This is a genomic window from Cupriavidus pauculus (genome assembly GCF_008693385.1).
Lineage (GTDB): Bacteria > Pseudomonadota > Gammaproteobacteria > Burkholderiales > Burkholderiaceae > Cupriavidus > Cupriavidus pauculus_D.
In genome coordinates this window covers 68830-83880 of record NZ_CP044066.1, presented here as the reverse complement: position 1 = coordinate 83880, position 15051 = coordinate 68830, and the positions used below count along the sequence as shown (strand labels likewise).

At 57.7% G+C, this 15051-nt stretch carries 8 protein-coding genes; 6 read left to right on the top strand and 2 right to left on the bottom strand.

Going from position 1 to position 15051, the window contains the following annotated elements; all coding sequences use genetic code 11:
• The first annotated feature begins 758 nt into the window (after positions 1-758).
• The 3 genes from FOB72_RS17410 to FOB72_RS17400 all read left to right on the top strand — a co-directional run bounded on the left by FOB72_RS17410 (position 759) and on the right by FOB72_RS17400 (position 7528).
• Positions 759-2261: a tripartite tricarboxylate transporter permease gene (locus FOB72_RS17410; protein ID WP_150374005.1), complete on the top strand. Its 1503-nt coding sequence runs from the start codon at positions 759-761 to the stop codon at positions 2259-2261.
• Positions 2262-3345: 1084 nt separating this feature from the next.
• Positions 3346-4314, top strand: coding sequence for a YihY/virulence factor BrkB family protein (locus tag FOB72_RS17405; protein ID WP_150374004.1), 969 nt, complete (start codon positions 3346-3348; stop codon positions 4312-4314).
• A 658-nt stretch (positions 4315-4972) separates the two neighbouring features.
• Entirely contained in the window at positions 4973-7528 is a 2556-nt protein-coding gene (locus tag FOB72_RS17400; protein WP_191002264.1) for an EAL domain-containing protein, read from the top strand.
• A gap of 78 nt (positions 7529-7606) precedes the next feature.
• Here the strand turns inward: FOB72_RS17400 and FOB72_RS17395 are convergent, their stop codons facing one another.
• Entirely contained in the window at positions 7607-7789 is a 183-nt protein-coding gene (locus FOB72_RS17395; RefSeq protein ID WP_150374002.1) for a hypothetical protein, read from the bottom strand.
• A 971-nt stretch (positions 7790-8760) separates the two neighbouring features.
• On the opposite strand from FOB72_RS17395, the gene FOB72_RS17390 reads away from it, so the two are divergent.
• The 3 genes from FOB72_RS17390 to FOB72_RS17380 are packed head-to-tail and all read left to right on the top strand — an operon-like array spanning position 8761 to position 10737.
• Complete coding sequence (locus FOB72_RS17390; RefSeq protein ID WP_411859841.1) at positions 8761-9195, top strand: YSC84-related protein; 435 nt, start codon at positions 8761-8763, stop codon at positions 9193-9195.
• A 13-nt stretch (positions 9196-9208) separates the two neighbouring features.
• Positions 9209-10048: a sensor histidine kinase gene (locus FOB72_RS17385; RefSeq protein WP_150374000.1), complete on the top strand. Its 840-nt coding sequence runs from the start codon at positions 9209-9211 to the stop codon at positions 10046-10048.
• A gap of 47 nt (positions 10049-10095) precedes the next feature.
• Positions 10096-10737 (top strand): response regulator transcription factor, encoded by a 642-nt coding sequence (locus FOB72_RS17380; protein ID WP_150373999.1) that lies wholly within the window; start codon positions 10096-10098, stop codon positions 10735-10737.
• A 438-nt stretch (positions 10738-11175) separates the two neighbouring features.
• On the opposite strand, the gene FOB72_RS17375 is transcribed toward FOB72_RS17380, so the two are convergent.
• Entirely contained in the window at positions 11176-14169 is a 2994-nt protein-coding gene (locus tag FOB72_RS17375) for a CheR family methyltransferase (protein ID WP_150373998.1), read from the bottom strand.
• Between the last annotated feature and the right edge of the window lie 882 nt (positions 14170-15051).

Below are 15051 nucleotides of genomic sequence, written 5' to 3'. Positions count from 1 at the left end.
CGAGGGCGGCGGGGCCAGTCAAACTGCATCGCGCATGTTGATCGCGTTCAGCAGAACTGCATCATTCGGCAGCAATTACATACATCAACCCTCGCCGCCACTTGTCGGCAGAGCCCTTCCGCACCCGCGGAAGACCTCGCCTGACTTCGATAGTGAAAGCCGGTGTCGCTCCTCACAGGTGAATACCCGCAACACCATACAACTGAAAGGAGATTGAAAGTTTCGACCCCTAGTTTTCACTCACCCAGTGCAGTCGCAAGCAGAAGATGAACTCGAGAACCACCGAGCGGCCCGAAGCATGAAATCAGGGGGGACGGTGAGTTATGCACCGCACACGTGACCAAAAGGATCTTGTTTCCGGTCTGTTGTTCATTCTCGTCGGATTGACGCTTCCTTTGTCGCCCACGCTTCGTTGAGACTGCCCCGGATAGCGGGGAGGAATGCTTTCCATCAGCGCTCGGGGTCGTGCGCACCCTGCCGAGCGAGCAGGTCCTAAAAGACGCGCTATCTTCGAACGCAGAAGACACTCATCTGTCCTGCTCGGGCCCGAGGATCCCGCTGTGTGTGCCCGACTCCGCGGCGCAGTGCGGACTGCTGGGTGGAGCTTTTCGTTTGGCCCTGTCGGACTTGGTTCTTGTGTTCGTTTACCCGATGTTCGGTCATGAACGCGTCCGGCTAATCAGCATGGGTCGCGTGTACGGCATCAATCGCCGATGCCCCTTCGGTCGACTTGTCTAATCAGTTTAGGTGCCAGCCTCATGGAACTTCTATCCAACCTCGGCCTGGGCTTCTCGACCGCCCTCTCCTTCCAGAACCTCGCGTACGCGTTCCTCGGCTGTATCCTGGGCACGCTGATCGGCGTGCTGCCGGGCCTCGGCCCGCTCGCAACCATCGCGATGCTGCTGCCCGTCACGTACACGCTGCCCCCGGTGGCCGCGCTGATCATGCTGGCCGGTATCTACTACGGCGCGCAGTACGGCGGCTCCACCACGGCCATTCTGGTGAACCTGCCCGGTGAATCGTCGTCGGTGGTGACAACGATCGACGGGTATCAGATGGCGCGGCGAGGACGCGCGGGTGTGGCACTCGCGACAGCGGGCCTCGGCTCGTTCTTCGCCGGCTGCGTGGCCACGCTGATCCTGGCCGCGTTTGCCGCACCGCTGTCGGAGCTGGCGTTCAAGTTCGGTCCCGCCGAATACTTCTCGCTGATGGTGCTGGGCCTGATCGGTGCCGTGGTGCTGGCGTCCGGCTCGCTCGTCAAGGCCATCGCGATGATCGTGCTGGGTCTGCTGCTGGGCCTGGTCGGTACCGACGTGAACTCGGGCGCGGCGCGCTTCTCGTTCGACGTGCCCGAACTGACCGACGGCCTGAACTTCGTGTCCGTGGCAATGGGTGTGTTCGGCTTCGCGGAAATTATCGCGAACCTCGAGCAGAAGGAGGATCGAGAGACCTTCACGGATCACGTGACCAATCTTTTCCCGACAAAGGAAGACTTCAGGCGCATGATCCCAGCCATTCTACGTGGCACGCTGCTCGGTTCGGCATTGGGCATTCTTCCGGGGGGAGGCGCTGCACTGGCTTCGTTCGCGGCCTACTCGCTCGAGAAGAAGACCTCGAAGTACGCGCATGAATTCGGCAAGGGCGCGATCGAAGGCGTGGCGGGTCCGGAGTCGGCCAACAACGCCGCGGCACAGACCTCGTTCATCCCGCTGCTGACGCTCGGCATTCCGCCGAATGCCGTGATGGCGCTGATGGTCGGTGCAATGACCATCCACAACATCCAGCCGGGTCCGCAGGTCATGACCAGCAACCCCGCGCTGTTCTGGGGCCTGATCGCCTCGATGTGGATCGGTAACTTCATCCTGATCATCCTGAACCTGCCGATGATCGGTATCTGGGTGAAGCTGCTGAAGGTGCCGTACCGCTTCCTGTTCCCGGCCATCCTGACGTTCTGCTGCATCGGCGTGTACTCGGTCCAGAACACCACGTTCGACGTGTTCCAGACCGCGGCCTTCGGCCTGATCGGCTACCTGTTCATCAAGCTGAAGTGCGAACCGGCCCCGCTGCTGCTCGGCTTCGTGCTGGGACCGATGATGGAGGAGAACTTCCGCCGTTCGCTGCTGCTGTCGCGCGGCGCCTTCACCGTGTTCGTGACCCGCCCGCTGTCGCTTGGCCTGCTGATCGCCGCTGCGCTGTTGGTTCTCATCGTGGCTATGCCGTCGATCAAAGCCAAGCGAGAAGTGGCATTTCAGGAGGAATAGGGGCTAGTGGCCAAGTAGCAAATCGATTCCATGCGATTTGCGCAGTATGCGTGGGCTCATATCCGGTGCTTCGAACCCGAGGGCCGTCACGGCGTGCGCATTGTTACCGGAGGTCATGTTTGTCACGGGCGCGCCGCCGGCGTCATCGAACATAGAAGCTCATCTTCGATCCGCAGAGCAGGGCGCTGGATACCCTAATGAGACAGGGCCAGTAAGGCGAACGCGGGCAGAGCCACACTGTTCGTGCCGGGCGTGGGCGACAAGCACACACTTGCGAGTATGGCAATGCCGATGCTGTTTGCAGGTCGGCTAAAGGCGCGTCCCGGCATTCCAGCCGCAGTCACTCCTGCGTCGAAGTGAGGTATTTCGAGGCGCGAGGGCTCCCTCAACGACCATGGTGCCGCGCAACGGGTAAATTCGATGGGTGCATTTGATGTGGACTTCCACATCAGACCCCGTTGTGCACCGGCTTTGTAGTGTGCAAGGCTTTGGGATGATGAGCGGATGCAACCGTCGTGGAGACGACGTTCTGTCGCGAAGGCCGTCGTCACTAGCGGCCAAGCCGCAACTGCGTAGGAAAGAAAGGGGAGGGTTGCCTTGGTGAAATTCGTGACCTGGTGCCAGCGCCTGTTAACTGGTGCTCGAGCGGCGCCTCCATGTTCAGAGAGTCGCTTCTAGCTGCGTCGCTTGCTCCTGCGCGGTAGCGGGGGCATCGCCGGCCGCACAATGCCGATGTGGCCTCGCGAGTGCTTCAAGCCGCGCGCACCTCTTCAGCAGGCACGGCATGCGCAGGCCTCACTCAAAAAAAAAGCGCAGGATGAACCGCGCTTCAAATAACCTAGCAGAACGGGGAGCATTCCGCAGGTATCAATAACCTCGGTAGGCATCCTATTTGTACTTAACGCCTGAAACAAATGAAAGTTTGTAAGATCGGGTTTAAGCTGGCAAAGGCATCCGTGTTTTCCCCTATGGAGTAACGCAACGCATGTGCGGCGGCGTGTACGTAAGATGGCATGGCATCGATATTGCGCCGATTGCGTCAGGAGTCACCACGCTTACAGTGGCGCTCTGATTATCCCACCCAATGCAAAAAAAAGCTGACCGATGTTCGCCGTCTCGCAGCATCTTCCTCCTGCTGAGGGATACTGTTTCCGCTTGGCTCGATGATTACGCACCCAGCATGGGCGCCACGCTTGCGTACTACACTGTTTTCTCCGTCGCACCGCTGCTACTGATCGTCATCACGGTGGCAGGGGTGGCATTCGGCGCGGAAGCCGCTCGTGGTGCTGTCGTGCATCGAATCGGAGGCCTTGTTGGGCCTGAGGGAGCGGCGGCCATTGAGGCGATGCTGGTATCCGTGAATCGTCCTGGTGCGACTCGGGTGACGGCAGTCATCGGCGTGGCGGCACTATTCATCGGGGCGACAACCGTATTTGCAGAGCTGCAGGATGCGCTCGATCGCATTTGGCGCGCGCCAGAACGCAAGAAGGCATCCGGCATCGTGGAGTTTTTCCGTACCCGCGTGCTCTCATTCGGGATGGTCCTTGGTATCGGCTTTCTGCTGATTGTGTCGCTGGTGGCCAGCGCCGCGCTCTCCGCGCTAGGGCGAGCTTGGCTGCCGCTGTCCGAGATTGAAGCCCTTGCGCACGGCGCTGACACGTTACTCAGCTTCAGCTTGGTGACAGTCGCCTTTGCATTGATCTACAAAACCATTCCGCATGCCAACGTACGATGGCCAGACGTCTGGCTTGGCGCGCTGGTCACCTCGGCGCTGTTCAAATTCGGGAAGCTCCTGATCGGCTTATACATTGGGAAGGCTGGCGTCGCATCAGGCTACGGTGCTGCAGGCTCACTCGTAGTCGTACTTATTTGGGTCTACTACTCTGCTCAGATCTTCTTGCTTGGGGCAGAGTTCACGTGGCTCTACGCGAATCGATACGGGTCGCGCAAGGGGCTGCCCAAGCCAACGATCAAGAACAACGACGTGCTGGTGCCCCGCAGGCCTGCCCGTGAATGCGAAACGGAGGCGAGGGAGAGGCGCCCGCGGCAGTAGCTGCGCTCGGCTCGCGACTCGGGGATTTTTTTGATCGCTGCTATGCGCTGGTGCCTAAAGGCCAGCGCCAAGCACACCAACGTATCCATGACTCGCAGAGTCGTTAGGCTCGCGATCAAACGCGCGACGATTCGAGAACCGGGTAAGAGCGCGCGGCCTGAGGTGAATCGGGCTTTGAAATCGCATCGAGTTTGTCCCCACGCTGTTGAACAAGCGTCACGCCCGAACGGTAAGTGAGGCTCGACGGCTTCGGCTTGGCGGGAGCCCGCTATAAAGCAGGCTGCATCCTCGAAGCATGTGGCGTCCTGATAATTTGCAACATCTCGAACTGTATTCAGGGGGGCCGTCCCCTGGAGAGCCTCCCGCGCCGCACGCCAAGCTCTGCCGCATGTGGCGCGACTAGGAAGTTCCGTGGGCCGGCACACAGCCGAAGCGACTTACCTCCAACATGGAGCACGCTGATCTTAAATTGGCATCCCTCTAAAAAAGGGCCTTATTGTCCGTCCGTTGTGTTGATACTGTGCCCTAGGGCTAATCCTTCATAAATTTTTTGCGAGTTAATGCCGATAATGGCTTGCAGTTCCATCTGCCAGCATTGCGCGCAGCATAGTGCCTGTACTTCAACACACGACGATAAAGCGTTTCCATGGGGGGATCGTTGCCAGAGCTGAAAGAAGACCTGAGGCCCGAATGCCCACCATTACCAACCGGGACCCTCGAGGAAATATGGCGCCAATTTCCGGAGCCTCTGCTGCTGAAGAACCGGCGCAGCGTCTGGTTGTTCGTGAACCCGGCGATGTGTCAACTCATGCAGCGACCCGCTCAGGAGCTAATTGGACGTACAGACAACGAGCTTTTTACTGCAGAGCGGGCAGCGGAGTACCGGGCTATCCACGACCAAGTATTCGATCGCGGCGAGTACCGAGAGACGACGGAAGTATTTCAGATGCCGGGCTGCGACGCTCGGGTTCTCCGTACCCGCAAGCGCCCGATATGGGTGCAAGGTTCGGACGAGCCTTTGTTGCTTGTCTGGATCACTGACATCACTGATAAACACCGCATCGAGCAGGCACTCTTGGAGAGCGAGGCGCACTATCGATCTGCGGTCGAATTGAGCCCAGAGATCCCCTGGACCGCCGATCCCACGGGATGGATTACTGAGGCCGGTCCGCGCTGGACCGAGCTCACAGGCATGCCCGTGGATGATGCATTGGGTGACGGGTGGACGCGTTGCGTGCATCCGGACGATCTGCCACGCGTGCGCGAAGCGTGGGCCGAGGCCGTTGCCACGCAGCAAGCGGTGGATCTGGAATATCGTGTAAAGCTGTGGGATGACACTTACCGCTGGCACCGCGCGCGTGCAGCCGCTCGGACTGACGACTGTGGGAACGTCATCCGCTGGTATGGCACACTCGAAGACGTCGACGAGCGCAAGTCGGCGACCATGGCGATCGAGGCGCTTGCTAGCCGCTTGTCGGCCGTACTCGAGAGTACGACCGATAGCGTGGTGCAACTCGACCACTCCTTACGCCTGACCTACTTCAATGGCAATGCGTTACGCGCGATGGCGGGGCGCAACCCCGCCATCGGGCGCGTGGTGTGGGACATTTTCCCGGAAGAGCGAGATGGAGTCTTCGCGGAACATTATCGGACTGCCGTCACTACTCAGAGACCGATCGTGTTTGAGCATCACATGAAAATACTTCAGGCCTGGTATGAAGTCCATGTGTATCCGACTGCCGACGGCCTCTCAGTGTTTTTTCGCGATATCTCCCAGCGTAAGAATGCTGAGCACCAGTTGCTTGCTAACCAAGAAGCACTCGCGCACACGGCGCGCCATGATCCCCTGACCGGTATCGCTAATCGTCTGCTTTGGCGCGAACGCATTGAGCAGACTATCACTGCGGCAGGAACGGATACGCTCGCCGCGCTGCTGTACATTGATCTGGACGGCTTCAAAGGCGTCAACGATGCGTTTGGCCATTATGCCGGCGATGTCGTGCTCCAGCAGGTAGCTAGTCGGCTGCTCGAATGCGTGGCCGATGCTGACGCGGTGGCTCGCATCGGGGGGGATGAGTTTGTTGTAATCCAAGAGCAGGTCGTTGACCGATACGCAGTGGAAGGCCTGGCGCGGCGTTTGGTCGAGCAGCTCTCACGCCCGTTCGAGCTGAACAAGGCGCCAGTGAGACTGGGTGGTTGCATCGGAATAGCGCTTTTTCCCAATGATGGGCGCAATGCTGATGAGCTACTGCAGGCTGCGGACATGGCGCTTTATCAAGCCAAGGCAGAAGGGCCAGGTATCTACCGTTTCTTCTCAGCCGATCAAGGCGATCGGACCAAGCAGCGGCTCGAACGCAAACGTGCCCTGCATCACGCGCTTGCGGCTGGGCAACTCGAGCTTCACTATCAGCCGATCTATGATCTGCGCTCAGGCCAGCTACGCAGCTTCGAGGCTCTGCTGCGATGGCGACATCCGACTGATGGCCTTGTGTCGCCCGCCGATTTCATCCCGTTGGCGGAAGAGACGGGTCTGATTGTTCCGATTGGAAATTGGGTGCTAAGCGAAGCGTGCCGACAACTGGCCCGTTGGCCATCGGGGATTAGTGTTGGTGTTAATCTCTCGCCGCTTCAGTTCAGAGGGCGCGAGTTAGTCGACGCCGTGCGCCGCGCCGTGGACCATGCGGGCGTAGACGTCTCGAGGCTCGAACTGGAAATTACCGAATCTGTGTTGCTGCGAAATGACCGAGAGAATCTTGAATTGCTCCGCGATCTGCGCGGCTTGGGCGCGCGCGTTGCGATGGATGATTTTGGCACCGGTTATTCTTCGCTAAGCTACTTGCGCAGCTTTCCTTTCGATAAGATCAAGCTTGACCGATCCTTTGTATCGGACCTGGCGACCAGCACCGAGGCGCGCGCCATTCTTCACGCTGTGCGCAGTCTCGGCGCTGCATTCCGTGTGCGCACTACTGCTGAAGGAATCGAAACTCCCGAGCAACTAGCGGTAGTGCGCGAAGAAGGATACGACGAGGGGCAGGGTTATCTGCTCGGCCGGCCGCAACATCCCGACGATGCGTTCGCGTTGGCGCACAGCATGGGCTCCGCCGGGCCAACCGGGCTATTTCATGAACTCGGCTGCGGCGTACCCACATCGCCCGAGGCTTACCCACGTTTGGCTAACACCTGCGCCAGCGGAAACCCAAATACTCGCGACTGAAACGCTGCATTTGGACGATGCGATGCATGGTTGACCATCATAGGTGAGTCGTTTTGCGCGACGACCTCAACCTCAGCCTCAACGATCCAATAGTCCTTTACCTAACTCGCTCAGCTTGATGATGATGTTCTTCACGTATTTCTCTCCTTCTTGAAACGACGGGACCGGCGCCGCACACATCATCGAACCACCATCGGCACTGAGCACGACGGCGAGGTAGGGAAGGCCCGGCTGCGGGGGTATGTAGACGGCCCCTTGCATTAGCTTCTCCGAGGATTGACGCCGCAAACAATCGCCGGCGGGGAGGCGAAAGGGCGAAAGCACGTCACGTTTAACCCCACAAACGCAAGATGTCTGCCACACGGCAAGCTAGCAACTATATGATCCCCCCTGATTGTGTCTTCCTTACACATTGTTGGAAGGGTCTGCGGAGAGGGCAATCGTGGGGCGGCACAACTCAACCAACACATTCGGCTGGCGCCACCGCAGTAGTGGGCGATAGCCGGGAACGTACTTGCCTCGGGCTCACGGCGTCTTTTCTTCGAGCGCATACGGCGTGATGGGACCGTGGTGACAGCCACGCCCGAGACGGCGTGATGCGCACTGCACCGATCTCCCAAGACGCTTGCATGACAATGACATTGTGCGCCACTCGCCTTCCGGAGAGCGTGTTCGTGCATTGCTGCGGTAGCTGGTCAAGGGCGGCCAACGACTCCAAAGACAGACTGGGTAGACCTCGGCCTTGAATCGTGGAAACCCAAGCTTCGCAGCTTGCTTCAAATCTTTACGCACTCGTCCAAAGACTGCCGATCAGTAAGCAATGGACAAATACAGTGACTCATAAAACACTGACCTTGCAGAGTCTCTAGCTTCTATTACTGACCTACGCAATTATATTTTTTTGGATAATTTATGGCAAGAAAATAATTTCATTACCAACATAAAAATCCATCATCGCTTTCATAAAGATACTTTCAGGCCGCCGCGAAAAAATCCTTTGCTATTTTTAAAAAATATTCGCAAATAGGTGTTGCGATAATTTCAATGTCGACCTATTTTATAAAAACTCAGTTAGTTTCCACTGCCAAATCAACAGGGCTGGGATTTTTAAAATCCCTAGCTTGAACGCGACGAGGCGCCGGCTATCACGGTGGATCCCATGAGTTCACACAGCGACCCCCGCGGATGCGGCCGCTAAAAGACGCGAGATCGATGCAGGCGTCGATGGTACCTTGATTCGCCTCTACAGTACTGCGGGGGCGTCAAGCTCGCTTGCAAGCGATGCGCACCGTGCGCTGGTCTTCCCACGTGTACTCGCGGCAGGCTTCATTGTCGGCGCCGAGCATGGTGAGGGCGCGCTGCGCGTTGGCAATACTTCCCGCGTGTACTACCGCACCACGACGGCGTCTTTCGGTTTGCTTGCGGGCGCTCAATCGAAGGCGCTTATCCTGATGTTCATGACAGAGGATTCGCTTCGAAGCTTTCAGCAAAGCAAAGGATGGACTGCCGGTGTCGACGGTTCCGTTGCAGTGATAGGCGTCGGCGCAAATGGTCGGTTGAATACTAATACCGCGCGCGCACCGGTCATAGCTTTCGTCCTCACCAATGCTGGTCTCATGGCAAACCTGTCCCTGGAAGGCACAAAGATCAGCAAGCTAGGGATTTGAGAGGAGCGCGGTCATGCATCCCTTAGCAGTATCGATGCTATGCATAAGCGTCGGTATTGGCATCCGTGCTTGCTCCCTGGCATTTCGAAGTAGCGGCGAACAAGCGCGGATCCCGCGGGAATCAGAAGGCCTGCCGGAAGATGCGTCGCAACGGACTGGACTGACCACACTGGCGGGTGCGCTGGCTCATGAACTGAGCCAGCCGCTCACGGCTATAACGAGCAACGCGCACGCCGCGCGCGAGTTGCTGGCGTCGAACATGCTCGAACAGAAGTTGCTACGTGAGATTCTGGACGATATCGTAGACGACGCGTCGCGGGCAAGCGATATCGTGCGCGCCGTTCGGGCGCTCGTCCTTGGGGAAGCGCCGCACATGCGGCCATTCAGCGTAGGCGATATGACTGATCAAGCGGTGGAACTTGCGGGCGCGAATGCGAGATCGCGCTGCGTCGTGATTCAGCGCGATCTTGCAGAGCCACTACCGCGCGCGATGGGAGACCCGGTGGAAATTCGCTTGGTGCTCCTGAACTTGCTGGCCAACGCGCTTGATGCTGTGACCAATGGATGCTCGACCGACGATCGCTCCATAGTCATACGGGTCAAAGCGGGCGATGGCACGTTGTGCATTGCCGTTCAAGACAACGGGTGCGGTGTAGCCAAAGACGATCTCTCGAGGATTTTTCGACCCTTCTACTTCTCGAAGCCCAGGGGTATGGGCTTGGGGTTATCGCTCAGTCGGGCACTTATGGAGCGAAATGGCGGGCGTCTCAAGGCCAACTGCAACAGCGGACGGGGCATGACATTCGAATTCGAACTACTGCAAGAGAGAACTCACGTCGTCATGGGCTCTTAGGACACGGCGCAGGCTCCCATTTTGCAAATCTTCCCTGGAGACAACGTATGTTTGCAAAAGCAACCGTTTATATCGTCGATGATGATGGCAGCGTGAGGCGAGCGCTAAGCCGCATGCTCGCCGCTCATGGTTATCTGGTAAGTATGTTCTCATCGGCACAGTCTTTCCTTGATGAAGTGAAGCTTGGACCCGAGCCCTCATGCTTGGTGCTGGACCTGCTGATGCCGGGTACAGACGGACTCGTACTCCAGCAGAGTCTTGAAGGCAAGATTCCCGTAATCTTTCTGAGCGGATATGCCGACGTTGCACAGGCGGTCCGAGCAATGCAAGCGGGTGCCATAGCGTTCCTCGAAAAACCGGTGTCAGAGACGCAACTACTTGCTGCAGTGAAGAAGGGTTGCGCCCAGGCCGCAGAACACTTCGAAGAACAACGGGAATTGCAGGAGCTGCAAATGAAGATTCAGAGGCTGACACCTCGAGAGTTCGAGGTACTGACATGGGTAGTGACCGGCATCCGTAACAAACAGGTGGCTAGCGAGCTTGGTACGGTGGAGAAGACGATTAAGGTCCATCGTGCACGTGTGATGCAAAAGCTCGAGCTCGACTCTTTGCCCGAGCTGGTGCGTCTCGCCGATCGGCTGGGTCTGTGCATCAAGCAAGAAGCAGGGAGCTTGGTTTCTAGCCGTTGACCCAACGGAACCGTTACTTTTCTGCCCGTGCGGAGTTCATTATGAGTTTGTCGCCCACACCCTCCAAAGCCGCCGGAACTCGGGTGACGACAGAATTATCTCCCCGCAGCAGCTGCGCAACCGGCCAACGGCTTCCGCCGGCAACGAGAAAGAAGTAGGTTGCTCATTCAGGTAGGGCAGTTCTTCTTTGCTCGTCAGTTGGCGAGAAGATACGTCGATTGCGTGGATTGTGGTATCAGGTGTGTGCAACGCAGTGGCGACCATCGGATCCCTGTTTGCGGAGATGCGGCAGAGGCGCGCACGCTGCGCGTCGCTTGCCAACGCGATTGAGTGTCATTGAGCAACTCGGTGGCCTCATACGAATGGTGGCCGATAGGAACCCCGGTTGCCTTAACCAATATCTCGAGAGGACGACCCAAACATAGGACGAGCGTAAGCTTATACGTGAGAGCCATTCGCTACGAATACATCGACGCCAACCTTTCGCGAAATGATAATCGCAGCGGTGTGTATCATAGCGGCGGCCAATTGGAGGTCAACAGGCTCCGGAGTTTGAGCGACACCGAAGTACACAACCAAAGCGCCAACAAGCTGGCTGCTCCCGGTTCGGATGGGAAACGACCAACAACCGCGATATCCGAAGCTGGAACTAACCAAAGCCCACGGTTTCCAACGCTCATCGCGAAGGATGTCGCATGTGGTGACGGTTTGGTTCGTCGCCAGGGCGAACTTGCAGGAGGCCGACTCCAGCGTCTCATCAGCGCCATTCAGATACCGAGCGTATGCATCTGGCATTCCCTTCAAGTGATGCAGCCTCGACTCTCGCATTACATAGAACGCTGCGGATCGTCTATCGCCTGACTCTCCGGTCATCGTATGTCGCAGGATCTCAAGCGACTCTGTCAGTGGGGCCCCATTCATCGCCAACTGCAGTGCCGCTTTCTGCGAAGACAGGCACATCTGACTGTGTCGATGCATATCTTCGCTCGCCCATAGCGCATTTTCGACGTGCCGACGCGTCGTGAAGTCCTCGAAGGTTACCGCTACACCATCTATGGTTCCGATCGCTGCCTCGTGTGGGACCAATCGCCGCCGATACCATCTGTCGTCGTCCCCGTGCACTATGGCATCCTTGATTTCGGAGGAACGCAAGACCTCTTGGATGTCGGACAAGAACGACGGATCGCGAAACCGCGGAACGAGGTCATGGATGTCTCGCCCCACGTCCTCCGGTTTTAACGGAAATAGTCTCGTGGTGGCAGGGGTGAACCAGCGAACCCTCCGGTCCTTGTCAAGGAAGATAGTCATGACCTCCCCGGATGAAAGTACTTCCGCACGAATCTCCAGCTGCGCAATCTTCTCGTGGAGTTCGGCGTTGGCGCCGTGAAGATTATCGTTGCTCGTGTTCAGTAAAATATTGGAAGCGAGCAATTCCTCATTGACTGCCAGCAGCCTCTCGCGTAAAGCGTCGTATTCCTGATGAGACGACGATTGGATTTTCTCAGGCGGTCCCGCGCAGCGGCGAACCCCGCTACGGTGCTGGTCAACGCTTTCCGAAAGGGGGACACTCGGAACCAGGGTAAATTGACCGCTCTCCTCGCTCATGAACGAGAGAAGCATACGACTGGGAGGATTCTCGGCGCTGACACGTATGGGTATCACTCTGATGCGCAAATCCACCCGATCATATAGATCCCGTACGATCCGCTGCTGATCTTGTGCTAACGCCTCACACATGGCGCGACGCAGAGGGTCCACCCATTGCCATGGTAGTAGCGACAATAGAGTATTTGTGGGTTCTCCGGCGGGTATTCGAAGGATGTCACCGGCGGCCCCATACACACGTAGCAGCCGCCCGTGATCGTCAACAAGCACTGAGGGAAAGACAAAATCCTCGTTGGCCTGACGAAGTAAGCCAGCATTCAAAGTTGATATATTGCGACGTTGTTGACTGGCCGCATGCTCCGCGTTGGCTCGCGCCAGAACGATCCCGGTTTTCCGGAAGATGTTGAACCTCCCGGACACTTTTGAAAAGCCGCTTTGCTCCAGGTCATAAGATTCGCTGCCGCCGAGAAACAGATAGCCCCCTTCGCGCAGCGCACTGTGCAAAATATAGATTATCTGCCTCGCAGTGGAGGGCTCTAGGTATATCAGTAGGTTTCGGCAAGTGACAAGATCCATGTTCGCGAATGGAGGGTCAGAGATGAGATTCTGAGAGGAGAAAACCATCTGCTCGCGCAAAAAACCTCTGACAGTGAACATCTTGTCTGCACTAAAGAAATACTCCGTCCGTTGTCGCTGCGACACGGTCGCCATGTCGGATGGAGCAAACACGCCGCAGCGAGCGCGATGCACGATCTCGGGAGAAGCATCCGTGACGAAACTCTGATAACACGCAGAAGAATCGATCTCCTGCTTGATATCCTCAAGCGTCATCGCAAGCGAGTATGCCTCCTCGCCGCTAGCGCAACCGGCCGTCCATGTACGCACCGGATTATGTGCGTCCGCTGTCCGCATAAGAGGGAGGAGAACCTCCTCCTTGAGTGCTGCCCATGCCCCCGGATCGCGAAAGAATTCGGTCACGTGTAATGGAATATCGCGGATAAGGGACTCCAGTTCCACCGGGTCTTCCGAGATCAGGCTTGCGTAGTCCGCAATCTCTCGCACATGTCGCCGATCCATGCGCTGCTTGACGCGCCAGAGCAGCGGGGCCGTCTTGTATCCCGTGAAATCGATACCAGAATGCACGCGGACTAGTAGAAGGATGCGAGCCAACACCCTGTTGTCCATCTGCTCCGTCCCTTCAGCATTCCGCGGGCGGGAATAGCTATTGGAGCCACACGCTAGGATTTGTGAGCCGATCGCGCCGGGTGGCAGTATGTGATCATGAAGGCCGCGCCGTATCACCGCGTTAGGCATGCTATCGTGCAACGCTGTCAGTGGATCCTGTACGATCACAATCCCGCCGGCATTACGAATGCACAAGGCACCGGCCGCGCCGTCCATTCCTTTTCCCGACAAAATGACCGCGACTGCCCGGCTTCCATGATGTTGCGCAAGGCCTTCCAGAAAGCGGTCGATCATGTTCACGCTAGCGCTAACAAGGCGATCACCTTCGATCTTGCTCGCGCGTAGCGAACGTGCGTCGATGGTAAGCACACGGCCGGGGGAAGGTAAATACACCTCGCCGATCTTCGGCACTAAATGGGTGTCGGCTTCATGTACGGGGAGATTCGTCCAACTCGATATTAAGCCCGCCAGGCGTTGTGAGTATCCTTCAGTGAGGTCCTGAAGCACGACGATTGCAAACGGCATGCCTTTGGGTAGCCTTCGGAACACTTTTTGCAAGGCAACGACCCCACCAGCTGCGGCACCGATTGCAACAATGGGAGGAAAGATACTTTTGGAATGCACCGTGCTGGATGGCGTCATCGCTCTCTCTTGAATAAGCCGATCGCGAGCGTGCTACGAATGCGGCGATTGCCCCCGGCCAAGCCCGGTCAGTAGGCATGGACTTCTGAATACCTTGTGACAGGGTACAGCAATGTCGAAGCCACCGCCTTCGGTCTTGCATCCAAGAGAACCACAGCAATCTTCCTGCTCCTGGAGGCCAGCCTCGGCGGCAAGTGAAAAACATGTCTGCCGAGATCAATGCCAATCACGGTAACTTCGCTCATCGCAGGCTCCTCCGGAAAATGACGCGCCTCCAGCCTAGACGATGCATCGCGAGATCGAGCTGACCCTTCCATTATGTGGGCACGGTCGTGCGGTTTGTGCGGGGTTAAATGCCTGCTGTGAGGACGCCGCAGGGCGGTGGCGCCGACCCGCAGCGGTCAAGTCAACGGGCAGAGTGGGGAGTATCAAGTTGGCATTCGCCGCGCGGCCTTTGAGGGCGAGCTAGCCACCACCAGGTCCCGGCCGGGGAAGAAGGGCATCGGCGTCGCCCGCAGTCGCAACCGTCACAAAACAACCCACTCCAGTCAGAAGGTCGCCTTCAAAGCGGTCATTCATTCGGAGTAAGATCTTGTGAACTGGAATGCCAGGAAGCGGGCGCTGGCGACCGCTGTCGCCACTCCGCTAGAGTTTTTTTCTCAAGCCAGTAAACGCTGGCATGGGATAGATCCAGAGAAGTTCCCGCAACGTCAGGTGCGACAGTGATCAATTAGCGGCCTGGCATTACCGGACGCTAGACGTCAGACGTGACACCCGAGGGCACTCCAACTACTAGCTAGGGATAAGCCGTGCCCCCCAGTATTTCACCACCACTCACTTCTGCTCCAGCGTGCATCTCTGCGTTGATCGGCATGCCCAAGC

Excerpts from the sequence above, each read along its gene's own strand:
- FOB72_RS17410 (WP_150374005.1), top strand. The coding sequence starts at position 759 with ATGGAACTTCTATCCAACCTCGGCCTGGGCTTCTCGACCGCCCTCTCC.
- FOB72_RS17405 (WP_150374004.1), top strand. The coding sequence starts at position 3,346 with ATGCAAAAAAAAGCTGACCGATGTTCGCCGTCTCGCAGCATCTTCCTC.
- FOB72_RS17395 (WP_150374002.1), bottom strand. The coding sequence starts at position 7,789 with ATGCAAGGGGCCGTCTACATACCCCCGCAGCCGGGCCTTCCCTACCTC.
- FOB72_RS17385 (WP_150374000.1), top strand. The coding sequence starts at position 9,209 with ATGCATCCCTTAGCAGTATCGATGCTATGCATAAGCGTCGGTATTGGC.
- FOB72_RS17380 (WP_150373999.1), top strand. The coding sequence starts at position 10,096 with ATGTTTGCAAAAGCAACCGTTTATATCGTCGATGATGATGGCAGCGTG.
- FOB72_RS17375 (WP_150373998.1), bottom strand. The coding sequence starts at position 14,169 with ATGACGCCATCCAGCACGGTGCATTCCAAAAGTATCTTTCCTCCCATT.